Source organism: Gordonia aichiensis (genome assembly GCF_039946255.1).
GTDB lineage: Bacteria > Actinomycetota > Actinomycetes > Mycobacteriales > Mycobacteriaceae > Gordonia > Gordonia aichiensis_A.
Genome location: NZ_JBCDWL010000007.1, coordinates 119,932 through 143,075, shown reverse-complemented (window position 1 = coordinate 143,075; position 23,144 = coordinate 119,932). Strand labels below are relative to the sequence as shown.

22 protein-coding genes and 1 pseudogene are annotated in these 23,144 nt (G+C 65.3%); 13 read left to right on the top strand and 10 right to left on the bottom strand.

The window, feature by feature from the left end; genetic code table 11:
- Nucleotides 1-43 precede the first annotated feature (43 nt).
- The 4 genes from AAFO60_RS10635 (at nucleotide 44) to AAFO60_RS10625 (ending at nucleotide 2,852) form a co-directional block, all read left to right on the top strand.
- Nucleotides 44-325: a hypothetical protein gene (locus tag AAFO60_RS10635; protein WP_347956172.1), complete on the top strand. Its 282-nt coding sequence runs from the start codon at nucleotides 44-46 to the stop codon at nucleotides 323-325.
- A 287-nt stretch (nucleotides 326-612) separates the two neighbouring features.
- The gene (locus tag AAFO60_RS20990) at nucleotides 613-666 is read left to right on the top strand and encodes a chloramphenicol resistance leader peptide (protein ID WP_011113070.1); all 54 of its coding nucleotides are present in this window, start codon (nucleotides 613-615) and stop codon (nucleotides 664-666) included.
- A gap of 21 nt (nucleotides 667-687) precedes the next feature.
- Entirely contained in the window at nucleotides 688-1,863 is a 1,176-nt protein-coding gene (gene cmx, locus AAFO60_RS10630; protein ID WP_347956171.1) for a chloramphenicol efflux MFS transporter Cmx, read from the top strand.
- Nucleotides 1,863-2,852 carry an IS481-like element IS5564 family transposase gene (locus AAFO60_RS10625; protein ID WP_011113072.1) on the top strand — a complete coding sequence of 330 codons (990 nt, stop codon included), beginning with the start codon at nucleotides 1,863-1,865 and terminating at the stop codon, nucleotides 2,850-2,852. The genes cmx and AAFO60_RS10625 overlap by 1 nt, the downstream gene beginning before the upstream one ends.
- A 696-nt stretch (nucleotides 2,853-3,548) precedes the next feature.
- Here the strand turns inward: AAFO60_RS10625 and AAFO60_RS10620 are convergent.
- A pseudogene (locus AAFO60_RS10620) lies at nucleotides 3,549-3,833 on the bottom strand (GAF domain-containing protein); the annotation flags it as partial.
- Nucleotides 3,834-3,894: 61 nt separating this feature from the next.
- On the opposite strand from AAFO60_RS10620, the gene AAFO60_RS10615 reads away from it, so the two are divergent.
- The 6 genes from AAFO60_RS10615 (at nucleotide 3,895) to AAFO60_RS10590 (ending at nucleotide 11,891) form a co-directional block, all read left to right on the top strand.
- The gene (locus tag AAFO60_RS10615) at nucleotides 3,895-4,509 is read left to right on the top strand and encodes a GNAT family N-acetyltransferase (protein ID WP_347956170.1); all 615 of its coding nucleotides are present in this window, start codon (nucleotides 3,895-3,897) and stop codon (nucleotides 4,507-4,509) included.
- 574 nt (nucleotides 4,510-5,083) lie between these two features.
- Entirely contained in the window at nucleotides 5,084-5,260 is a 177-nt protein-coding gene (locus AAFO60_RS10610) for a hypothetical protein (RefSeq protein WP_347956169.1), read from the top strand.
- A gap of 262 nt (nucleotides 5,261-5,522) precedes the next feature.
- On the top strand, nucleotides 5,523-7,838 hold the full coding sequence (locus AAFO60_RS10605; RefSeq protein ID WP_347956168.1) for an exonuclease domain-containing protein: 2,316 nt from the start codon (nucleotides 5,523-5,525) through the stop codon (nucleotides 7,836-7,838).
- A 91-nt stretch (nucleotides 7,839-7,929) separates the two neighbouring features.
- A complete protein-coding gene (locus tag AAFO60_RS10600) occupies nucleotides 7,930-8,295 on the top strand; it encodes a hypothetical protein (RefSeq protein WP_347956167.1) in 366 nt (121 codons plus the stop codon).
- Between the two features lie 2 nt (nucleotides 8,296-8,297).
- A complete protein-coding gene (locus tag AAFO60_RS10595) occupies nucleotides 8,298-9,986 on the top strand; it encodes a DEAD/DEAH box helicase family protein (RefSeq protein WP_347956166.1) in 1,689 nt (562 codons plus the stop codon).
- A gap of 414 nt (nucleotides 9,987-10,400) precedes the next feature.
- Nucleotides 10,401-11,891 carry an AMP-binding protein gene (locus AAFO60_RS10590; protein WP_347956165.1) on the top strand — a complete coding sequence of 497 codons (1,491 nt, stop codon included), beginning with the start codon at nucleotides 10,401-10,403 and terminating at the stop codon, nucleotides 11,889-11,891.
- Here AAFO60_RS10590 and AAFO60_RS10585 read toward each other — a convergent pair whose 3' ends face one another.
- Genes AAFO60_RS10585 through AAFO60_RS10575 form a run of 3 tightly spaced genes read right to left on the bottom strand, consistent with a single transcriptional unit; the run spans nucleotide 11,892 to nucleotide 13,529 of the window.
- A complete protein-coding gene (locus tag AAFO60_RS10585; RefSeq protein WP_347956164.1) occupies nucleotides 11,892-12,695 on the bottom strand; it encodes a hypothetical protein in 804 nt (267 codons plus the stop codon).
- A gap of 10 nt (nucleotides 12,696-12,705) precedes the next feature.
- The gene (locus AAFO60_RS10580) at nucleotides 12,706-13,134 is read right to left on the bottom strand and encodes a hypothetical protein (protein ID WP_347956163.1); all 429 of its coding nucleotides are present in this window, start codon (nucleotides 13,132-13,134) and stop codon (nucleotides 12,706-12,708) included.
- Nucleotides 13,131-13,529 carry a hypothetical protein gene (locus AAFO60_RS10575; RefSeq protein WP_347956162.1) on the bottom strand — a complete coding sequence of 133 codons (399 nt, stop codon included), beginning with the start codon at nucleotides 13,527-13,529 and terminating at the stop codon, nucleotides 13,131-13,133. The genes AAFO60_RS10580 and AAFO60_RS10575 overlap by 4 nt, the downstream gene beginning before the upstream one ends.
- Nucleotides 13,530-14,093: 564 nt before the next feature.
- On the opposite strand from AAFO60_RS10575, the gene AAFO60_RS10570 reads away from it, so the two are divergent.
- The 3 genes from AAFO60_RS10570 (at nucleotide 14,094) to AAFO60_RS10560 (ending at nucleotide 16,196) form a co-directional block, all read left to right on the top strand.
- A complete protein-coding gene (locus AAFO60_RS10570; RefSeq protein WP_347956161.1) occupies nucleotides 14,094-14,999 on the top strand; it encodes a hypothetical protein in 906 nt (301 codons plus the stop codon).
- Nucleotides 15,000-15,127: 128 nt separating this feature from the next.
- Complete coding sequence (locus AAFO60_RS10565; RefSeq protein ID WP_347956160.1) at nucleotides 15,128-15,778, top strand: hypothetical protein; 651 nt, start codon at nucleotides 15,128-15,130, stop codon at nucleotides 15,776-15,778.
- Nucleotides 15,779-15,896: 118 nt separating this feature from the next.
- Complete coding sequence (locus AAFO60_RS10560) at nucleotides 15,897-16,196, top strand: hypothetical protein (protein WP_347956159.1); 300 nt, start codon at nucleotides 15,897-15,899, stop codon at nucleotides 16,194-16,196.
- Between the two features lie 95 nt (nucleotides 16,197-16,291).
- Here AAFO60_RS10560 and AAFO60_RS10555 read toward each other — a convergent pair whose 3' ends face one another.
- The 6 genes from AAFO60_RS10555 to AAFO60_RS10530 all read right to left on the bottom strand — a co-directional run bounded on the left by AAFO60_RS10555 (nucleotide 16,292) and on the right by AAFO60_RS10530 (nucleotide 23,100).
- Entirely contained in the window at nucleotides 16,292-17,419 is a 1,128-nt protein-coding gene (locus AAFO60_RS10555; RefSeq protein WP_347956158.1) for a hypothetical protein, read from the bottom strand.
- A gap of 295 nt (nucleotides 17,420-17,714) precedes the next feature.
- Entirely contained in the window at nucleotides 17,715-18,308 is a 594-nt protein-coding gene (locus tag AAFO60_RS10550; RefSeq protein WP_347956157.1) for a hypothetical protein, read from the bottom strand.
- A 29-nt stretch (nucleotides 18,309-18,337) separates the two neighbouring features.
- Complete coding sequence (locus AAFO60_RS10545) at nucleotides 18,338-21,529, bottom strand: transglycosylase family protein (protein ID WP_347956156.1); 3,192 nt, start codon at nucleotides 21,527-21,529, stop codon at nucleotides 18,338-18,340.
- Nucleotide 21,530: 1 nt separating this feature from the next.
- Complete coding sequence (locus tag AAFO60_RS10540; RefSeq protein WP_347956155.1) at nucleotides 21,531-22,169, bottom strand: hypothetical protein; 639 nt, start codon at nucleotides 22,167-22,169, stop codon at nucleotides 21,531-21,533.
- The gene (locus tag AAFO60_RS10535) at nucleotides 22,166-22,369 is read right to left on the bottom strand and encodes a hypothetical protein (RefSeq protein WP_347956154.1); all 204 of its coding nucleotides are present in this window, start codon (nucleotides 22,367-22,369) and stop codon (nucleotides 22,166-22,168) included. Before AAFO60_RS10535 ends, AAFO60_RS10540 begins: the two co-directional genes overlap by 4 nt.
- A gap of 131 nt (nucleotides 22,370-22,500) precedes the next feature.
- On the bottom strand, nucleotides 22,501-23,100 hold the full coding sequence (locus AAFO60_RS10530) for a hypothetical protein (RefSeq protein ID WP_347956153.1): 600 nt from the start codon (nucleotides 23,098-23,100) through the stop codon (nucleotides 22,501-22,503).
- Nucleotides 23,101-23,144 lie beyond the last annotated feature (44 nt).

Sequence of the window (23,144 nt, the reverse complement as noted above, 5' to 3'; positions counted from 1 at the left end):
GAGGCGACAGCAGCGTTCCCTGGCAAGGCAAGAAGGAAACGGAATGGACTTCAACAGTGCGCAGTTCGTACGAGCCGACGAGCTCGACGCCCTCATCCGAAGCTCTGAGGCGATCGCCAGCTGCTCCGGCTACGACGGGATGCTCGACGCAGTGAACCGGGTCGAGGACGCTGCTAAACGTGTCCGCGCAGCCATCGTCGCCGAAGCCGTCGCCGCTGGCAACGCTCCCAGCACAATCGCGACCGCGCTCGGAATCACAGGTAGTGAACTCGAAGACCGCTATCTGCGCCCCACCAGACCTCCGCGCACCTTCCGCGGCGCCTAGATCCCCGGGTGGCCGTCGTCGTCGACGGGGACGTCGTCGGGGTCGGTACTGTAGCCGACGACGCGGAGCCGGACGAGTCCTAGCTGTGATGTCCAGGGACGTTGTTCTGGCCCCCGCCCGTAATGACACCGTGCCGATTCAAGAAGTATCTGTCCAGACCGCTTGCCATTGAAGGCATGTTAGAGTTTGGGGCATGTCGAGTCCCGAATCAGACAGGTCAGGGGTTGTCGGTCACACCGCCAGCCCCTTGAACCACTAGTTACGACGCCCACGATCTGTGTGGGCGTATGTCTGGCGTACCCGGGGCGCTGGCCGTGGTGACAAGAAGAACCATTTCTTGATCTCACACCTCGGAGTACTCGATGCCTTTTGCCCTTTACATGCTTGCCCTGGCGGTCTTCGTCATGGGCACTTCAGAATTCATGCTCGCGGGATTGCTCCCCGCGATCGCGACCGAACTTGACGTCTCGGTCGGCACTGCGGGCCTGCTGACCTCCGCATTCGCAGTCGGTATGGTCGTCGGCGCGCCAGTGATGGCGGCATTCGCTCGCCGTTGGCCACCGCGGCTCACATTGATCGTTTGCCTTCTCGTGTTCGCGGGAAGCCACGTCATCGGAGCGATGACACCAGTGTTCTCTCTCCTGCTCATCACCCGGGTGCTCAGCGCTCTCGCAAACGCAGGATTCCTCGCCGTAGCACTGAGCATGGCCACTACCCTCGTGCCAGCGAACCAGAAGGGGCGTGCACTGTCGATCCTGCTCTCCGGCACGACGATCGCAACCGTCGTGGGCGTCCCCGCCGGGGCACTGCTCGGCACAGCGCTGGGCTGGCGAACGACGTTCTGGGCGATCGCCATCCTCTGTATTCCCGCGGCCGTTGGAGTCATTCGTGGCGTCACGAACAATGTTGGTCGGAGCGAGACTAGCGCGACCTCACCAAGGCTCCGTGTCGAGCTCAGCCAGTTGGCGACGCCGCGGCTCATCCTGGCCATGGCACTCGGAGCGCTGATCAACGGAGGGACCTTTGCGGCATTCACCTTCCTGGCACCCATCGTGACCGAGACCGCGGGCTTGGCCGAAGCGTGGGTGTCCGTCGCGCTGGTGATGTTCGGCATCGGATCGTTCCTTGGCGTCACGATCGCAGGACGACTATCAGATCAACGACCTGGCCTCGTGCTCGCAGTCGGCGGACCGCTATTGCTGACAGGCTGGATCGTGTTGGCAGTGGTCGCATCTCATCCCGTTGCGCTTATCGTCCTCGTCCTCGTTCAGGGATTCCTGTCGTTCGGCGTCGGCAGTACTCTGATCACGCGTGTGCTGTATGCAGCATCGGGTGCGCCAACGATGGGCGGTTCGTACGCAACCGCAGCATTGAATATCGGAGCTGCAGCGGGGCCCGTGCTTGGTGCGCTCGGGCTCGCGACCGGGCTGGGGCTGCTCGCGCCGGTTTGGGTCGCTTCGGTGCTGACAGCGATCGCTCTCGTCATCATGCTTCTCACCAGACGCGCGCTTACGAAGACCGCGGCGGAGGCCAATTGATGACCCATCCGAACGCTCTTCTCACTCCTCGTGCCCGTCTCCGGTTAGCTCGGCTGATTGTCGAAGACGGCTATCCGGCCACGATCGCCGCAAAGATGTTCATGGTCTCCCCGATCACTGCCCGGAAATGGGCAGGCCGCTACCGGGAAGAGGGTGAGTTTGGGATGCAGGATCGCTCCAGCAAGCCGCACCGGATCCCAGGCAGGACGCCCGAGCATGTCAAGAAGAAGATCATCAACCTGCGCTGGCGGCTTCGACTGGGGCCAGCCCAGATCGCTGCGCGACTTGGTCTCTCGACGTCGACTGTTCACGCGGTCCTCGTCCGTTGCCGCGTGAACCGCCTCTCGCATATCGATCGTGTCACTGGCGAGCCATTGCGGCGATATGAGCATCCTCATCCGGGATCGTTGATTCATGTCGATGTCACGAAGTTCGGCAACATCCCCGACGGCGGTGGACATCGTTACGTAGGTCGGCAGCAAGGCGCACGGAACAAGCTCGCGACTCCGGGATTACCACGAGGAAAAGATCACAAGCCGCGCACCGGGACGGCGTTCGTTCACACAGTCATCGATGACCACTCCCGCGTCGCATACGCAGAAATCTGGTCGGATGAGCAGGCGAGCACAGCGGTGGGAGTTCTCGAACGCGCCGTGGCCTGGTTCGCCGAACGAGGCGTGACCGTCGAGCGAGTCCTATCCGACAACGGGTCGGCATACAGATCCCACGCATGGAGGGACTTCTGCGCTCGGCTCGGCATCCGACACAAGCGGACACGCCCCTACCGGCCGCAGACGAACGGGAAGATCGAGCGATTCCACCGCACGCTCGGGGACGGCTGGGCCTATGCCAGGTTTTACGGTTCAGAGGCCGAACGACGCCTGGCGCTGCCCGGCTGGCTCCACTTCTACAACCACCACCGACACCACTCTGCGATTGGCGGCGTACCCTTCGACCGACTCAACAACGTCCCTGGACATCACACCTAGCGCCGGTCCGGTGCCATCGATCTCGGACAGGATCGTGCCGTCGCCGTCGATGACGAGCCAGCGGCGACCATCGACGGCGCCGTTGAGTCTGCGGAGTCGGATCCCTTTGATCTGGGCGGCGCGGGCCTCACCGGTGAAGATCGGCGTCACCGCGGCGAAGATCCGTTCCACGTCGTCGGGATGTGGTGTGTCGCGGTTGTCGACCTGCCCTTTCCACTGGACTTCGCTGATCGGATCGGTGACCCACCGCAGTAGCCGCATCTTCGCGACGTCCACCAAGACGATGTGCGTGTCCTCCGGAGACAGCATCGGCAGGGCGGCTAGCGTCGCTGACTCCAGCGACGGGAACGATCCTTCAGGCGGTAGAACTTCGTGCACGATTCCCCGCCACAGTTCACCGTGGTCGGCCGTGCCGGTCAGTGCCAGGTGAATCGCCGAGATGCTCTCCCCTGCTCGCTGGTAGCGGGCGATGCAGTCGTACTCCGCACCAGGGTCAGGCGACAGCAGAGTGCGGATGAAGTCGATGCTGTCCTCGACTTCGAAAGCTCTGAAAAACTCCGGCGGCGTCAGGGGGTTGCGACTTGGCAGGTGCGGGCCGCGGAGCTCTCGGGGCAAAGTCGTGGGGAGCTCAATGAGTCGTCGTGTGGAGTTCCAGGTGATGCCAGCGGCCGCAGGCGGCGGGCCGGGCTCGTCGGAGGTATCGCCGATCCACACGGACATGCCGTGGACCTGTTCGTCGGGTCCGAAGATGCCGGCGAAGGCGAGTCTGGTCGATGCGGTGAAATCGATGACCGTCATCCCTCGGGGAGCTTCACGAGCTGCGTTGCGGATCGCATCACGGATGGGGATGGCGAGTTTGTGGGGCAGGCGTTCGCGGAGTGACCGTTCGAGCGAGGTGTGCGACTTGCCGCGACCACCGGAACCCACCACTCGCGGCGAGTCACCTAGAAGGTCGAGGACCAGCCATTTCTTGTCGTGCATCGTCGTCTCCTTCACCTATCAGGGCGCCAGAATACCGACGGCCTCTGCCAGAATCGGAGAGATGAAGGTCTCCCCGGCGACAGCATCCGACATCGGCGAGGCCGCGCAGGTACTCGCGATCGCCTTCGCCGATGACCCGCTCATGGCAGTTCTTTGGCCCGACAGTCGTCGGCGGCACGCCGCGCTGCCGGGGTATTTCGCCACCAGCATGCGTCACCATCACCTGGCCGGCGGCGGCATGCTCGTCGCCCGTGACGACGACGGTCGGATCGGTGCTGTAGCGGACTGGGATCCGCCGGGCCGGTACAGCCAATCGATATCGGACACTGTCCGCGCTGCGCCGGCGTTGCTTCGGGCCCTGCGGGCGCGGGTGCCGACGGGGGTCGCCGTGCGGCGCACGTTGGAGTCCGCGGCGCCGGACGGTCCGTTCTGGTACCTGGCGCATCTGGGTTCGCTTCCGGCGGTGCGGGGCCGCGGGTTCGCGGAGTCGCTTCTGCAACACCAGCTGGAGGTAGCCGACGAGGCCGGCGTCGACGCGTACCTGGTGTGCACCTGCGCCGAGACCATCAGCTACTACCGCCGCGCCGGGTTCGACGTCACCGAGCACATCCAGCTGCCGTCGAACGGCCCGACCGTGTTCGGGATGATCCGCCGCCCCACAGGGAAGGGCGACTAGCACCTGGCGTTATCGCCTGAAATGCCTGGTGGGGCTGTCCGGTCGATGCGGCATGATCCGATCAGTGCCCACCGAAAGGACCCCATGCACCCCTTCAGTACCCGCATCTACGCCCACAACCTCCCCGCTCTCATCCGAGATGACATCGCGCGCCTTCAGCGCCACCGGCTCGATTACGCCGGTTACACGTTCGGCCTCCGTCGGCTGGCAGAGCACGCGGCGGACGCCTGGCGCCGCGGTGACCTGGCCGCCAGCCAGACTGTCCTGGACGAATGGCGGCGTGTCCGTTCTGACCTCGGCCGCCACCCGCACCCGCTGATCACGCCGTACGCAGTGAGCCCCTTCCGAAGGCCGCGTCGTCGGTACAGGCTCCGCCCGGACCTCGTCCGGCAGTAGCCCAGTTCCGCGCCCACGGACATCGTCAGATCGCTGGCCACTGTCGGCGGCGTTCCGCAGCAGGGAAATGCGATCGCTAATCTGCCGACGGTGGCACATCGGACACGGAGCCACTGACCAACCCCCGATTCACACTGCTGCGTGATCTGCGCGGCAGCAACCGTCAGGAGCAATCAAGATGCAGTACGTGCCGACCTTCTTCTTCGCCTTCGGAACCCTCCTTCTGGTGAGCGCTGGCGTGCTAGTCCAAACTGGCAAGCGGGACAGCAAGACCGCCATGAACATGCGCTTTATGGTCGTGTTCGCGATTCTGGCCTACATTCTTGGCGGCGGCTTCTGGATGCTCGGTAGCTGATGAGTGGCGGGGCATGCGTTCATCTCACGACCCCTTCCCCGCACTTGCTCTGTGCAACCAGAGCCGGGTTCTGGAACGACTGTGCCAGCGGTACTTGCTCCGAACGGAACACATCTAGCCGCAGAATCATCGGCGGTGGCCGCCGCCGCTCACACACACCACACCCCCTCCACCATCCTGCGTGCGTGCCGCGCCAGCGGAAAGCTGAGGCCAATACTCCTGGTGAACCTCTTCGAAGCCACACGAGCCCGTAGGACCACCGATGGACACTCCTCAGATCATCACCACCCGCACCGCCTATCGCCCTGATGGCGGTACTGGTGTGCTCGCACAGCACCCGTTCGTCGCGATCGACCTCGAGACGACCGGGTTCTCGGCTGAGAATCACCGCATCGTCGAGATCGGTGCAGCGAAGATGGCACCGGACGGCACCGTTCTCGACACGTTCTCCCGCGTCACCAATCCCGGAGCGAACGTGCCGCTGCCGCCGGCCGCCGAGCGCATTCACCACATCACCGCCGGCGAAATCCGGGCCGCACGCCCTCTGGACGAGGCGCTCGACGATCTCGTCGCGTTCGTCGGCAACAGCGGCTTGGTCGCGCACAACATCAGCTTCGAGGCACGCTTCCTTGCTGCTGCCTACGCGCGCCGTGGTGGCAGGCTCCCGGCATGGCAGGGCCTGTGCACGCTGCAGACCGCCCGCCGCCACATCGACGCCGACTCCCACAAACTCGCTCGCCTCCTGGAACTGCTGGGGCTCCCGGGCGTCAACTCGCATCGCGCACTCGATGACGCGAAGGCCTGTGGAGTCTTGGCGGCATACCTGATCTCGACGATGAACGTTTCGGCGTTGCAGCCGCTCACGGCGGGGACTGGAGGAACGCGGAACGTGGACGCGTCCACCGCCGAGGCCATCGCGGTCCTGCAGCGAGATCTGGGCGCCACCGTGGTCGGCGAGCGCTCCGGTGAAACCTCACGGCGGCCCGCACGCACACAGCTGCCGACGGCCGCGCCGCCTCTGTCTGCCCACGACCGACTCAAGGCCGCCTTCGGTGGGCACACCCCGACCAAGGAGCAGGAGTACGCCACCGAGCTGTACCTGGGCGGGGGTGATCTGAAGATGACTGCGGTCGCCGGGTCGGGAAAGTCCGCCACGCTGCTGGCCTTCGCTCGACTCGACGAAGACCGGAAGCCCTCCCGCCGGATCTTCAATCTGACGTTTACGCGGGCAGTCGCTGAGGAAGCACGCACCAAGTTCCCGCACAACACGATGTCGACGAACGTGCACTCGCTGGCTCGGAAGGCGATGGTGGACACCGCGTACGGACCTCTCCTGGCCAAGCTCGGCTCTGAGCTGCCGCCGTGGTCGACGACGGCGGAGGCGATCCTGCCGCGCAAGGTCGTCGTCGACCTGACCGGCGGCCCGAAACTGTTCTCCGCGTACTCGGTCGGCCGCTACGCACTACAGGCGGTGAACATGTTCTGCCGAACCCTCGACGCCCGGATCGGCATCGAGCACATGCCCGACATCCCTGGAGTCGACCGCGGATCGGTCGCCGAACAACAGCTGGCTGAAGCGGCTCTCCCCGCCGCTCGCCGAGCCTGGAAGCATCTGCTGGACCCGAACTCGTTCGCCGTCGGATTCCAGCACGATCACTACCTGAAGTTGTACGTCGATTCCCGGCCCACCATCGGCCGCCCGGAGGACGTGCTCATGTTCGACGAGGCGCAGGACGCAAACCCGATCGTCCAATCCCTCGTTGCCGGGCAGGGGCACCTGCAGCGGGTGTACGTCGGCGACTCGGCACAGTCGATCTACGCCTTCACTGGTGCCGTCGACGCCCTGCGTTCGATGCGCGCCGACCACACAGCGACCCTGTCGCAGTCGTTCCGGTTCGGGGACCGAATCGCCGAGGCCGCGAACGTCTTCATGGATCTGCTGGACAACCCGGTGAAGGTGCGCGGGAACCCGGCCGTCGACGACGTCGTCGATTGGACGGTACGGGACGTCACCGCGGTACTGTCGCGCACCAACGGCGGCGCACTCGCCGAAGTGATCGCCGCACAGAAGACCGGACGGAAGGCCGCGCTCGTCGGCGACACCAAGGGCGCCCTCGAGTTCTGCGACGCCGCCCGGAAGCTGAAGACCGGGCAGTCCCCCGACGGGGTCAAGTACGCGGCGTTTGATCGCTGGTCACAGCTCCTGGAGTACGTAGAGAATCAGCCCGATGCCTCCGACCTGGCGACGCAGACCAAACTCGTCGAAGATCACGGCGTCGACACCGTCGAAGCAGCCCTGAAATCTCTCGTCCATCCCCGCCGCGCCGACACGGTCGTCACCACCGTCCATAAGGCCAAGGGCCTCGAGTTCGACCGGGTGCTGATCGCCGACGACTTCTACCTCAACGACGACCCCGACGGCTCCCCGATGGCGCCGACCCCGGAGGAACGCGCCGAAGAGCAGCGGCTGGCCTACGTGGCGGTGACCCGCGCTAAGTCGATGCTCAACCCTGGCCTGCTGCTGCAACCGGCGCAGTTGTCGACGCAGCGGACGGCCCCGGCGGGCATGCTGCTGTGACCTCAACAGCACGCAAGACCCCGAGCTCGCGGGGGAAAGGCGCTGTTTACAGTGGGGCAGATTCAGATGAGCACCACCATTGGAGACTCGCATGGCCTTGACCGAACCCGACGTGACGTTCATGCGCGGCGTCGCTGACCAGATCGACGGCACCGTCGTCACCCGCTGTACTGGCGGCCGATGGATGTCCGGGCAGGGGCTGAGCCAGGACACCGCCTCCACGATGCGTGCGGTGCAGGCTGACGGCACCGAGTATCACCTCGGGACTGCGATCGATAAGAACAATCAGCGGGCGATGATGGCCGCACAGCCTGCGGTCCTCACGCAGATCGCCGAAACGCTCCGCTCCGCAGACGAAGGCACTCCTGCCCCGTTGGCGGCGGCGCTACTGCATTTGGCGCAGCTCTACAACACGACCATGGCACTGCGGGTGCCGGAACCCGCCGCCACAGTCTGATCGTGGCCACCAGGGCGCGGCGCAAACCCAAGAAGCGGGTCCGCGAAGTCCTGACCCTTGAGGTGCCGCCGGCCGGTCAGCGTGTTTGGGTTCTGGACATGCCGTTCCGCATGGGTCACCCGAAGGTGCGGTGGTACCCCGATCCGGGAGTGCATGCATTCGTCGGTGTGCAGTTGCCTCCGGAGCTGGTGCCGTTCGCGTCGATGAAGTACACGCGGCTGCGGCGCATCGAGGACTCCTACAACCGAACTCCCGGGCCTCGGCTGGAGAGCGTTCGCTGGACCTTGCGTCCGATTCAGAAGGAGATGGCCGCCGAGCTCGTGGCATCACTGCGCGCCTGGAATCACGCTGTACTGAGTGCGGACACAGGTGTCGGCAAGACGCTGGCTGCGATTGCGGCGGCCCGCGTCTTCCTGGCTGATCGGCCGGCGGCGAAGGTCCTCGTAGTTGTCGATCGGCCGGCCGCGATCACGATGCGGTCGTGGGCGGCTGCGATCGCCGGCGTCGGGGACGGTGGTCTGGATTGGGTGGTGTCGTCGCCGGATCAGTTGAAGCGGCTGCTCGGCCCGCGCGGCGGTATTCGTGAGTCGTTCGATCTCGTCATTGCTGATGAGACCCAGAATTTCCGACACCCGTCGGAGCGGACCCAACTGTTGAAGAAGGTCGCCGAGTTCAGGACTGGACCGGTTCCGATTCTGTCGGTGACGGCCACGCTCGGCCACAATCCATCGGAGTACCTCCTTCTCGCGCCCTTGATTGCCGCAGTGCGTGGCGAGCGGCTGTCCCAGTGGAGTGATGTCGGTCGACGGTTGATTGCGTTGGGTCATCCGCTGGTGCCCAATCAGTTCTCCCCCGGCGACTACCGCTGGTCTGATGCGGCGCGCGAGGATGCGACGTTGCAGCAGCGGTCGACTGGGGAGGTGCAGCGGTGGCTGGCGTCGGCGAGGCCATCGGCGATCGTGCATCGAGCGGCGCCGTGGGGTGCGCCGCATGTGCGGGCTATCGGTGTCGACTTGGATGCGGCGCAGTTGGCCGAATACCAGCAGGAGTGGCGTGAGTTCCGTCTCGCGAACGACATCGCCCGTACCCGTGGTGATGGTCAGGGTGGTCGCGCCGCGTTGATCAGGTTCCGTCAGAAAGCGTCGTTTCTGCGGGTGGGGCACACGGTCGGGCTCGCCTTGTCGCAGGTCCAGAAGGGCCGGCAGGTGGTGATCTCGGTCGAGCATGTGACCACCGGCGCCGATCCGATTGCGGAGGCGATCGAGGCTGCAGGTGTCGCATGCTCGCGGATCTACGGTGATCACGATGCCGCTGAGGAGCGGTTGGCGTTCCAGTTGGGTGTGAAGCCGGTGTGTGTGGTGTCGAAGACGTCGGCGATCAGCTTGCATGCCAACGAGGAGTTGCCCGATGGTAGGCGGGCGTCGTCGACGCCGCGGGTAGGGCTGATGCATCAGCCTCGGTACTCGGGGATCGCAGCCCAGCAGGTGATCGGGCGTACCCATCGTGATGGGCAGACTTCACCGTGGTTCCTGCTGTTCGCTCGCGGGACGATTGAGCAGGAGGCTGCTCAGATCATGGTCGAGCATGCGCTGAATGCGACAGCCTCTGCGGGGGCGAGCACTCGCGTGTGGTCGCGGGTGGCGGGGCTGTTCGGGATCCAATGGATTTCGGACAATGACGATGAACTATGACAATTGGAAGCCTTCGTCTTGACCAGAAGCACAGAATCCGACATGTCATCCAGTCGCATGTGGCGGCCCGCTTGACTCAGCGTGCGTTACAACTAGACTGGGTTGCAGAATCTCAAGGAACACAACCTTCGGGTCGGAACTTGAGTCCCGGTCGCATCAATGTGCGATCGGTTGTATTTCACGCAATTAGTCGATTGCAGCGAGTCCACAGATTGTGGTCTCCTCTGGGTCTATTTGTGTGGCTTCGAAACTCTGTATGGCCTGGCACCTCGGTGCCGGGCCATACGGCTTTCTCCAGTAAGCCCACACCCCACATCGACCACCAGCGACTCCCCCAACACGAAGCAAACGTTCATTTATGAACGCAGACGCTACTCTATATGGACCACATGACGTGTGCAACACTCGTACTCGATGAACACCGGACCAGTGATTACCCTCGCCCGCGCCGACCACACACGCATCTCCCGATCGCAAGCCGACTGCCTCGACCGGGCCGGACGACTCGCCTCGGCAATCCACGACGACGACGTCGTCGCCGTCGGCGACAACGTCGGGCTTCTGGCACACAACAGCATCGATTTCGTCGAGGCCTCTATTGCCATCGCCTCAGCCGGCGGACGCCCTGTCCCGATCAACTGGCACTGGACTCCGCACGAGATCCGGCACGTCCTCGTCGACGCCAACATCACAGTTTTGTTTGTCGGCCCCGAGTTCGTTGACACCGCCGGCGCCGCGGCCGCGCTCGCTGGCCGTGAGCTTGTTCTCATCGCACTCTCCCCCACCGCCAACCTCGTCGACGTCGACCACCTCATCGCGGAGCACACCAGCACCCTCGAGCACGTCGAGGGAGCTCTCGCAGCCTCACTGGGCCTGATCTACACATCGGGCACCACGGGCGCACCGAAGGGCGTGTCTCGGGAGACCATGACCGCGGCCCAGATCCTGTCCGTGGCCGGCAGCACGGCTACAAGAATGGGATTGCGCGACGGAGGCACTGCGCTGATCGCCGGGCCGCTGTACCACACCTCACCGAACGCGATCTCGACTCTCGCTCTGCGGATGGGCTCCAACCTGATCCTCATGGAGCGCTACGACTCCGAGCACATGCTGGCCCTCATCGACGAGTTCGCCGTCGAGCACGTCAAGGTCGTCCCCACCATGCTCTCGCGGATCCTGTCGCTGCCAGCAGAGGTTCGCTCCCGCTACGACCTGTCGTCGCTGACCCATGTCATCCACTCCGCTGCGCCCTGCCCGCCCGACATCAAACGCCGGGCTATCGACTTGTTCGGGAACGCACTCACCGAGTTCTACGGCTGCTCCGAGGCTGGCACCATCACCTGGATCACCGCCGACGAATGGCTCGAGCACCCCGGCTCCGTAGGCCGTCCCGCAGATGGCGCCGCCGTCCAGGTTGTCGATGACGCCGGCACCCCTGTCCCGGCCGGCACCGAAGGGCGACTGCTTGTGCGCGGCGCCGACTACTGGCCCCGGTTCGGGTACCTCAACCACGGAGGCCTGGAGCCGGAGTTCATCGACGTCGGCGACATCGGTTACCTGGACGACGACGGCTTCCTGTATCTGTCCGGCCGCTCATCTGAAGTGGTGATCATCGGCGGCACCAACGTGTACCCGTCCGAGATCGAAGCCACCGCACTCAGCCACCCCAACATCGAAGACGCGGCCGCCGTGGGCGTCCCTGCCGAACACGGCGATCTCGGCGAACAGGTCGTACTGCACGTGGTCGCCCGGCCCGGCGCCGAGGTCGATCCCGCCAGCGTGGCAGCCCATCTCATCGATCGATTGGCGTCGGTGAAGATGCCCCGCCGGATCGTCGTCCGCGGCGAACTACCCCGCGATGACAACGGGAAGTTGTACCGCAAGGACCTGGTCGGCGAAGGCTGATCAGGGGCTGCCGGACCCGGTCGCCCGGAACAGTTCGTCTTCGGCGGCCCGCTCCTGCCGGTAGGCGATCCGTTCGCGGCGCGCAGCCAGCAGCTCGCGCCACCGGATGATCACCAGACCGCTCACACACAGCACGAGCGCTGATAGGCCGAGGGCCACCGAGACAGGGCTCGCGGCCGCTATTTCAATGCCGGCGACGGTTCCGAAAACGCCGCCGACCTTCCAGATTCCCCACGCTGCAGCACTGGCTCCGCCCGCAGCAACAAGCCATCGAGGCCAGCCGAAGCTCCGTGTGCGGGCCAGTGAGTAGCCGAGGGCGCTAGCTGGAACAGCAATCCAGATCGCGAAGATGATCTGGTAGATGAAGACGCCGGTAAGGTGTCCGTACTCGTTGAGGAAGTCCGCCGACGCAGGCAGATTACGGTACGGCTGGAGGACGTAGTAGATCGCTGCCAAGGAGATGGCAGCGAGCATCGACAGCAAGATCGTCCACCGCGAACGCACTTCGTCTGCGGCCCCGCGCAGTGTGCTCCGGGTCTCGGATACGACACCCAGAATGCACGCGCCAGCGATGATCGCTGTCATCGCACCCCACGCCCGCGACATCATGTCGATCGGTTCGGCAGGTGACCCCATCAGCGGAACGTAGGTCAATCCGGTGAGCGAGTAGAACAGGATTGCCACGCCAATCAGCAGCGTCGGCGTGCGGGCTTTGATCGCGCCCACGATGCCCAGCGACAGGCCGATGGCCGCGCCGATCAGCATGACGAACGTCGCGATGTCGCGATCGAATGCAACAGACATACGAGCGACTTCAGTGGGCACCGAGCGCGGCGGCCCACTGACCTGACATGCCGCGGCGGCGAGTGCGAACACATTCACCGACACGCTCTGCGAACTGTTCAGCCTCTGCCTCGCCGGGTCCATTGGTGCAGCCCGCGTGGTTGGCGATCAGGTGCCACGCTTCGTGCGCGCAGACGTGGATGGCATGTTCCAGGGAAACCGAGTCGGGCACCACGATGCACGCACGAGTTCCGCACGGCGCCCAGAGTGCCGCGCCGCTGACCTCACCAGAGACGAAGTTGGAGGACACGATGGTCAGCACTTCGACCGCTGTCTCCTGGGAGACGAGTTCCTCGAATGATTCCCACTGCCAGCCGTTCTCGCGGCACCAGGCCGCGGCGACACGTTCGGCGATAGCATCCATGCGGCGGACAAGGAAGGGTTTGCGCAGCCCTCTCATTGGCGTTCACGTCGCAGGATCGCCGAGGCCTCCTCGAAGACGCGCTCGAGGTCGCGGCGCCCTTCATCCGACAGTTCCGAGGACCGCAGCCCGGCCACCGCCAAGCTGTGGGCCTTCATCTGCTCGGTCAGAGTGCCATCACCGGCCGGAGACGAGAAGTATGTCAGCGGGACGTCGAAAAACAGGCAGATCGCGTCACGGACCTCACTGCTGACGCTTCGGACGACGCCGTTGCGGAGTCGGTGAATGTATTGGCGGTCGATACTGCGTCCGGTGTGTTCGGCCACTGCCGCAGCGATCTCGCGGTTCGCCGATCGGGACCCGTTCGGCCACCTCTGATCGCACAGCTGGTTCAGCGCCAGCGCGAAGTCGGAGAGCTCGGGAGTCGTCGTCACGACCTAGATTCTGCCATGCCGGGGCCTGTGCCATGGGGTCCGGTCGGTGAGAACTGGCGCGCTGCCAGCTCTCACCAACCGATTTGTGTGGCTTCGAAACAGTGACCCCGAGGGCCGGCCCCAACCGCACGCCATGGCATGCGGTGGTCTGTCGCGCCATGGGATCCACACAGGGCTGACGGCACCGTGCACGCACGGTCCGAGCAGTGTGGGATTGCCATGAGTTCTCCTTGGGTCGCGGAAATCAGCCACCGCAATCGTTCGACGCTGAGCATCGTTCGGCGGTGAGCCGGTAAGCGACTGGGACTGAACATCGAAGACCCAGGAGTTTCCCGAATCTCAGGTGATTCGGCGCTGTGATGGACGATACCAGGGACTGGATTTGATGCAAGAACGACGTCATCTAGTCGCCCCTCCTGCGACCTCCCGGCGTGGTGAAACGTCTGCGCGACAATGGTTCCAGCATCAGAGGAGGAACTTTTCGTGTGCCGACGCAAACCGGGGCCCCGATGCCCGTCCTGCCAGCGCAGAGCGCTCGCTTCAATTCAGGGCAGGCTTGAGCGGGTGGCGGCCGCGCTGTCCGAGGCACCTGAAGGTGAACGCGCGCAGCTGCAGGCCGACGCCCTCGACCTCGCCCGCGACGTCGCCTGTCGCCGCGCCGACCTCTACGCCACGGCAGCGTTCCAGCGCGAGACACTCGCCGAGATCGAGCACCTGGTCGGGCAGAACCCGAAAGACAAGACGATTGGCAAGCTCGCTGCACAGGTCGTCGAAGGTCGCATCATGGACCGCTACCGCCGTGAGCAGCAGTCGCTGATGCCGCCCCTGCCTGCGAACACTCACGCCCAGACCTACCACCAGCAGCTCGGCGACGCACGGTTCGACATGGCGCACGCACGACTGCGAATGGATATGTCGCAGGGCCGTCGATCCGAATGGCAGGAATGGCAGAAGCGGCACCATCAGGCTGCGCAGCGAGCGGCGATCGCCCAGGCACGCATGGAAGCCGTCGCCGCCGGCGGCGCCAGCGGATGGACCTCACTCAGCCGTGAGGAGCAGCGTGCGCGCCGCGATGGCATCGCTTCCGACCCCTCGCTGGCGACTCCAGTCGTCCCGCGACGCTGGAGCGACGTCGTCGACGAAACGCAAGACCTCCTCGACGGGATCGAACCTGTCCGGGAGCCGGTCGATGACACCGGGTATCAGCCGTACGGTGATCCCGAGCCGCGGCAACGCCCCGGGGGCGGGGCACGCGATGCGATCACCAAACAGTCTCGGCGGCGCGGGAAACGACGCTCCGGAGCTCGTGGCGCGTGGCGGTCTCTGCAGGCGGACGGTCGCCGCTTCCAGAGCACGATGGACAAGGTCGATCAACGGCTCGATGAAGTGACGCCGAGCCCTGAGTACGACAGCACCGTGTTCGACCTGACACTGTTGTCGTTGATCACCGAGAAGATGGGAAGCCGATAGTGACTGTGTTCAATCGACGCATAGCAGCCGCGAGTCTGGGGGCGTGCGCACTGCTAGCCATGACTGCCTGCGGCAGCAGTGACAACCCGCCCTCGGGCGGCCCATCGTCGAGCTCGCCGGCCTCTGAGGTGAAGCTCCCGGCTCCGGTCGGCCCGTTCACGCCGTTCCTCGCCGCGATCGACGACGCAGGTGGCTGCTCTGACGCTCTCGTCGACGGCATCACCAAGACCGTCGGCGCCATGAACGTCTACGGCACCAGCAATGCCGCGGGAACCGCGAAGGTCACTGGGCACGACGACGGCCGCATCGCAGGTGTCCCGACGTGTACGTTCACCATCGACGCCGGCAATACCGAGTTCCCGACGACGGTGATCATCGGTGGTCTCCCGCAGGACCGAAACCCGATCGTGTCCACTCCGCCGGCCCCGACGCCCGCGGGCGATGAGTACGTTTCCAAGGCCGATAAGACCTGTCCGATGCAGGTCACCGACAAGGTGTCGGCCGCGGCAGCACAGGTCCTCAAGGACAATGGCGCCGACGAGCTCACCTGCGCCGAGAACACCTCGGCGACTGGATCGCTGTCGGTAGATACGGACCGGTTGGCCATGACCGGCCGCGCGTCGTTGAACAACAGCACGGCGGACGGATTCTTCGTCGTCGCGGTTGCCCCAAACGCTACCCAGTTCGGCCCGACGTCCAGTTTCACCGGAACCGTTGTGAACTGGTTCGACCGCGAATCAGCGGAGAACAAGCCGAACTTCTACACCGACGGCAGCTAGTCGGCGCAGGCAACCGATTCAGCGAGTTCCGCACCCTGTTCTGTCGTAGCCGTATGCTAGGGGAAACCCGTGTCATACCGTATGGCGCAGAGACCGTCTCACCGAAGGAGGCAACACCATGCACGCCGTCGTTATGATCATTGCCGGCTTCATCACGCTGCTGCTGGCTGGGCCGGCGCTGCTGCGTGGCGGACTGCTCCGCGCATGGCTGAGCGTCGCAGCCAGCATCCTGCCCTGCGGGATCCTGTACCTCGCATTCGCTGATGACAGTCAGGCGAAGTACCTGTGGCCGGCGTTCATCCTGCTGACGATCGCCCTGATCAAGGCTGCGACGATCCTCAAGGAGATGGTCGAGAACGCTCCGCGCTCCCTCAACAACGCGCCGGTGACCGACCAGCCGCATTGGGCAGCGTCCTGACCGCACCTGAGACAAACGAGTGAGGCTCCCACACCGGGCGGTGTGGGAGCCTCACTCGTTTCGCTACTACCTCTGCGTTCCGGTCCCCTGATCGCTCAGTCGGCGGGTTGGAGCTGGAAGTCCACGACCGTCGCCAGGTCTTCGACGAACTGCGCGTCCAAACCCGCGGTCGGCAGCGACATCAGGTAGTCGACAAGGGTTGCCGGGGTCACCCATGTCACGACGTCCGAGACACCGCCGGCAACAACCTGCTGCATAAGCATCGGCCCGTCGATGGTGCCGTCGTGGGCGACCAGGACTGCTCGCGTGACGCGCCGACGATTCGGGGTCAGCAGGTGATGGTCTATCGCTGCTGCGGTCTCGCACAGCACTTCGGAGACGACCAGCCCGGTGTCAGCCTCGTCCATTGTCACCGGAACCCCCACATCGGTGATGTTCGCTTCATCGAGTCGAAGGTGCCCGGGAAACCGTTCCGAGCGGAGTGCGATCACTCCGGGTGGGCCGACAACGACGTGGTCGATGATGTCGCCGGTGTAGGCCTGCCGCGAGTGGAAGGTGAACCACCCTGCGGGCAGTTCAGCCAACGCGCGAGCGGTCGCCTGGTCTGCCTCCACACGCTCGATCAGCGTCTGCTGGTCGACGCCCGTAGGGGGATCGACTCGGAGCGAGGACAAAGTGAACAGTCCGCTGCCGAGCATCGGGATCGATGACCGGCGGGACGCCTCCCGGACGACGGCCCGTCTCGGAAGGTTGATCTGCCAGGCGACGAACGCTGCACCCAGGAGAGCTGCGATCAGGAGTACCCATCCGCCGATGATCTTCGACAGCAGGAATGTCGTCGGCGGGATCACCGCGACGATCGCCCCTGCGAGAAGTCGCGGGAGTCGGCGCGTGCGTCCAGCCACCGCTCCGAGCACCAGCAGGACCGTCAGGACAGCGCCACCGATGGACAAGCCCCAGTTCAGTCCGCCGATCCAGCCGACCCAGGCAGTGATGGCAGCGCTCGCGATTCCGACGACACGCACTGCGGCCGCTCCCCTGGTCGCGTAGACGAAGGAGGCTCCGGTCGCGATCGCTGCGGCGATACCCACGAGGAGTAGTCCGTTGCCGGCGTTCCCCCAGAAGAACAGTGAGAATCCGATGGCCCAGAGCACAGCGAGTGCGCCGAGCAGGATTGTGATGGCCAGCCGGTCGCGATCGTGTTGCCGATCGCTGCGGCTCATGCTGCGAAATGCTGCGCCCGCGGTGCTGATCGAGTCGCTGACGATGCCGCGCTTTTCCATGTCCTATCCCCTTGGTGTGCTGTCGGTTGCTGTTGGTGTTGACGCTATCGGTGACCGCGTTTCGTGTGCGGCACCAGCTCGGCAAGCATCTTTGGCGGTTCGCGGGGCCATGGGGTGGTTCTCGTTCGGTCCGGCTTGTGGCTGCGGGCCGTCGTGTTCACCGACGGTGATGGTCACGCTACGAGGTCGATTTCCACACGGGCAGAAACACTCGAAACGTTTCGAACCGTGTCGTCTATGTGGTCTGGACTCGAAACTGGGACACCTGCCACCCGTCATCACCCTTGCCTGCGGTGGCATACACGACCCAGTCCTGTGTGGTCGTCGTGCTGTCAGCGTCTGATCCGGGATGGGCGGTCTCGGTGACGGCCAGGACCCGCGCCACCGACGTCGGCGTGTCGACAGGGTGCTCGGACGTGGTTACGGTGCAGCGGCCTTGGATCCAAGCCTTCTCGTTCTGCCACCGCACCCACTGCGGGAACGGGCGCTCCACGGTCGCGGGCTTAAGGAGATCCTTCGCCAACGCGGCCGTCATCAGCGGCTTGGCTCGACGATAGGAGTCCGAGTAGCTCTTCTCGGTTCCTGCATCTCGGGTGAACACCGTCTCGCACATCGTCACCAGTAGTGCGAGCGGATCGTTCCCGTCATCTCCCGGCTCCGGCCGCGGGAGCGTCGGCCTCGCCGGCGCCTGCGTCACCGGAGCCTCGGGCGCGGCCGAATCACCGGCGTCAGGGGCCGGAGCCGGGCCTCCACAGGCGACGGCTGTCAGCAGTGTCGCGGCCGCGACAGCGGTCGCCGCCGCGCGCCGTAGATGTCGATGGGTTTGCATGGCGAGCATTGTGTCGGCCTTCCTTGCCGTCACGCGGCATTCTTGTAGTCGCGGTCGAGGGGGAACTGCATGTAGACGCCGTCCTTGGGGACCGGCGACACCTTGACGGGAACGCCAGCCTGTTGCGCTTCAACGACCTTTCCGTCGCCGATGTACATGGCGACGTGGCCGGGGGCGCCACCCTGCTCGCCGATCGCGGAGAACACCAGGTCGCCGGGCTTAGCTTGCTGCTGGCTGATCTTGATGCCGCGCGGATACTGGGCGCCTGTCCAGCCGCCGATGTCGACGCCGGTCGCCTTCTTGTACGCGTACTGCATCAGGCCCGAGCAGTCGAACGCGTCGGGGCCGCGAGCTCCCCACACGTACGGCTTCCCTCGCTGGGCCATCGCGATCTCGACGATCTCTTTGTACTTTCCTGTGCCCGCTCCGGTGCCACCGTTGCCTCCGGTGAGGTTTCCTCCGCCGCCGTCGAACTCTTTCGCGCGAGCCATGATCTTCTCGGCGTAGGGCTGGGTCTGCGTGGTGTAGTCACCGCCGGAAGGCATCCCGCCAGCGGAGATGACGGCGCCGAGACCGGCGTTGTAGGCGGCCAGGGTCAACGCAACCGGGTCTCCCTTGACCTTGCCTTCGGAGATCAGCTTCACGATCGCGTCGTAGTCGTTGCACATCATGTGCCCCTGCGCCATCGTCGCGTCGGCAGCATTGCGCGGGTTGCCCGACCCGCCTGGCCCGATCGGCTTACCGTTGTCGTCGACCTTCTTGCCCCACGTCGGCCAGGTGCCAGGCATGAACTGCGACGAGCCCATCGCGCCGGTATTCGACGTGGCCTGCTCGTTGAATCCGCTCTCCTGCTCGATCTGCGCTGCCAGCAGCGGCGCAGTCATCCCCTCGCAGATTTGTCCGGCGAGCTCGATCCACTTCACGAAACGCTCGGGGACCGCACCCGGCTTCAGCTTGCGGCCGCCGGTCACCCCTTGCGTGCATTCGACGTCGGTGCTCGCTCGTTGCATCGCCGCGTTCGCTGCCGCTGCGGGGTCGCTCCACAGTTTGGTGACCGCACCGATCGACAGCTGCTCCCACGACCCGAACTCAGGTCCCCGCGTCGCCTGCTCGGGATACATCTCCACCAGGACGTCAGCGAGCGGTTTGCGCGCCCACCCGCGGTCCTTGTCGGCGACTTCCTTGAGCCTGTCCATGAACCGGTTGCCGGCATACGGCACGTTCACCAGGTTCGACAGGTCACCGCTGTCGGACCCTTCGAGTTTGACCTCGGCGAAAATACCGGTCCGCTTGTCATCGCTCGTCGGGGTCAGGGACACGAAGTTGGTTTGTGCCCCCGCGTACGCAATCGCGAGGACCGCGGCGCGGCCAGCTGGTTTGATTCCCGATCGGCGAGCCGCCGAGATCAATCCCTTGATGTTCGCTTGCTGTTCGGGTGAAAGGTTCTGACTCTTCTGATCCCCGGTCGGCGGATAGGGCTGGGCGCCGTCGGGGGCCTCGTCGCTGCCCTGTCCTGGCCCGGTGCCGGCGAGCCCGGTGACGGACGAGGTCGGCGGTCCGGACTGCTTGAAGCTGACATGGACGTGGTTGTTGTGCTTGGCGTTGTCGTCGCCGCTGGAACCGTAGTCCGACCAGGATCCGCCCTGCCAGATCTTGTTCCGCCAGATGACGTACTTGACCTTGAGGTCCCCGGCATTGTCGATGTAGAGCTTGGCGATCTTGTCGCCGAGCGTGATTCCCGACGCCGACTGATAGTTCGGCACCATGATGTCGATCGCAGTGCCGGTGCCGTGGTCTTTGGGGTCGTTGTCGCCGCGATAGCCGCCGATCGAGGGGACCTCGGGGAACTGCTGGGCCGCCAGCCGCATGCCGCGCTGCGCCGCGGCTTGCAGGTTCCGCTCGTCACCCTTCGGCGACTTCGGAAGGTCGGTGGGCGTGCCCGACGCCGACGGGTCGCTCGAGTTGGAAGCCGAGCCCTTACCGAAGAACGTGCCCGCAGGTGCTGGCTTCTTCCCGCGGATCCCGGCCCGCTCTGACGGCGGCCACGCACCCCAGCCTTGGGTTCGGAGGACGCTGTTGGCGACCTCCATCTGCTGTTCCTTGGAGGCCTTCCATGCTTCGGGCGCATACTCGGTGCCGCCGTTGGCGGCCCACGTCGACGCCGTGAACTGCACGCCGCCGGAGAACCCGTTGCCGGTGTTGATCTTCCAGTTGCCGCCGGACTCCAGTGCGGCGAGTTTGTCCCAGTCGGCTTCGGTGACCACATCCGACGATGCTGGAGCGCGGGGGCCTTCCCCTCCGTTGGGCGGGTTCTGCGGTCGCGGGTTCGATCCGGGCTGCTGGCCGCCAACCGCCTTAAACTTCGACAGCCACGGCATCGGGTCAACCCCGGCGCCGGACTTCCAGCCGCCGGGGTACACACCGAAGTGCAGGTGCGGCCCCGTCGAGACGCCGGCGTTGCCGACGTCGGCGATCTGCTGTCCGGCCTTGACCTTGTCGCCGGCTTTGACCTTGAGGTGCCCGTCCTCGATGTGCCCGTACAGGGTTGTGACCCGCTTACCGCCGATCGTGTGATTGAGGAGCACCCAGTTGCCGTACCCGCTCGCTGGGCCAGCCTGTTCGACGACGCCGTCGGCGACGGCGTAGATCGGCTTCCCATGGATTCCGGGGCCGCTGAAGTCGATGCCGTCATGCCAGCTGGTGGCTCCGGCAGTGGGCGCGTCGCGGCCACCAAACCCTGATGCGGACTGCATGTAGACCGCATCCAAGGGTGCGCCGAGACTGCCTGCAGCGGCGGTTCGTCCGTTGTTCTGGCCGCCCCCATCGGTGACGCGGGGCGCTGTGATGTCCAGGCACGTTCCGTCTTCGACGCTGCTGGTGCCGGCGGCTCCGGAGCCGCCGCCGAGGATCGCTGAGCCGAGCGCCATCGCCAGGAGCGAACCGACGAGGACCGCCAGAGTCAAGACGATGGCTCCGACGGCGAAGTACAGTTGCCGTCGCCGCTTCTTAGCCTTCTCGTCTGTACCGATGAGGCTGGTCAGGGCTGCGGCGGCAGGCGCGCCGACACCGCCTGTTACTCCGCTGATCGCTGAAGCGGCTCCCTTGCGGACAGCTTCGTTGGCGACCTTCTTCTTAGTGCTGTCGGGCTTCTTCCCGCCAGCGGGCGTACCCGCAGCGCTCACCCGCTGACGTGGCGGGCGGCCGGCATTCGGGGATGTCATGTCAGTCGCCCCTCGGCGGGCCGTCCGGAGTCTGTTGAACGTCGTCGACGAGCGCACGGTTGCCGCTCGCGTTGAGTTTCATGTCGCACAGGAACGTCAGCTTCTGTGTGCGAGCTTTGTCGCCGGTTTCGTTGATCCCGAGAATCAGCCTGTCTGCCTGAACGCGAACGACTCGCTGAAGGGAGTCACGGTCAGCAGTGATGATCTCGCCGGGTTCGAGGATCCGGACGTCGAACGCCTTCCTCGAAGTCTGCCAAGTCCACGCCCACTTCTTGTTCAAGGTGACCTGGGATCGCCCGAGCAGAGACGGCGTCGCGTACTGCTTCCACCGGTTCTGCCAGTCCTGCGCGGGCTCGAAGTCGAACGGGCTGAACTCGGCGTACCCGACGACGAATGCCTCGCAGACCGAGGCGACAGCGGCATCGCTGCGGCCCGGCCTAGCGACCGGCGTGCTTCTGCCAGAGTCCGTTCCGTGCGACGGCATGTCAGGGTCTTCGCTGGGCGTGGCTGAGTCGGACTGTTCTGGACCGGGGATGCTGAGCTCGGGGGTCGGTGATGGTTCCGCGGTCTCAGGGCTGCTGCAACTGCTGCCGAGCAGTGCGATCGCGACGGCAGACAGGATTGCGGTCTTGCCTCTCACCGGCGACTCCGGCGACGTCTGCCCCGCGACTTACGCCAGGCACCGCGGACTGTGAAGAACACCGTCGAGGCGACGATGTCGATGACGGCGACCACGACCAGGACCAGGCCTGCTTGGCTGCTGACCTCGAGGCCGCCGAGAACTGCGCCGAGCAGCAGCAGCGCTGTCCACCGCCGCCATGCCACCGTGATCAAGGTCAAGCCCCAAGGCGCCACCGCGGGTGTCGTTACCGGCATGTGACTGGCCTCTGGCGTCGATGCAGTTGATGCTGCTGGCGCGAGAGTGCTGGTCGGCGATGCCGAGACGCGCTGGCGCGGCGGGTGGGCGACGGTCACAGCACACCGCCGAACATGAGTGCGTTGACCAGCAGTCCCAGCGCCATGAGACCGATCAGCGCGTACAGCAGAATGCTGCCGACATTGCGGCCCTTGTATTCCTTTTTCTGCAGGTCATCGAGCACGGGGCCGGCGTGCAGCGGGTCGCGCCAGTTGCGGGTCTTGCGGTCGACTGCGGCGAGGAGCCCTTCGTCGTCATCGACGACCTCTGCCGCAGGATCGGCAGATTGTGCAGCCTCACCCATCGCCGCCATCGGCGCCACGTTCTCGGCGGGAACGAAGTCGTCGGGCTCTCCCCCGCCGAGCTCCCAGCGCGCACGGGCGAGCGCCTCGGCCTGCGCGTCGAGTTGAGCGCGAAGTCGGGCAAGTTTGATCTCGCTGAGGGGGACCTCGGCGGCGGATCCGTCGGCGAACTCGACGACGAGGAACGCCTCACTGGGATCGTCGAGGAAGTACTGGACGTCGATGCCGGCGGCCACAGCCTCCACCGCAGGTGCCGCCGGAGCAGCCTCGGCCGGGGTTGCCTCGGGTCGATGCGCGCCGCCACGGAGGCCGGTGTCCAGGGGCACCTTCGGAGGGAAGGGCTGATCGGTCATTGATCTCTCCAACGTTGTGTTCGGACACTGTAGGGGCGAGGTTT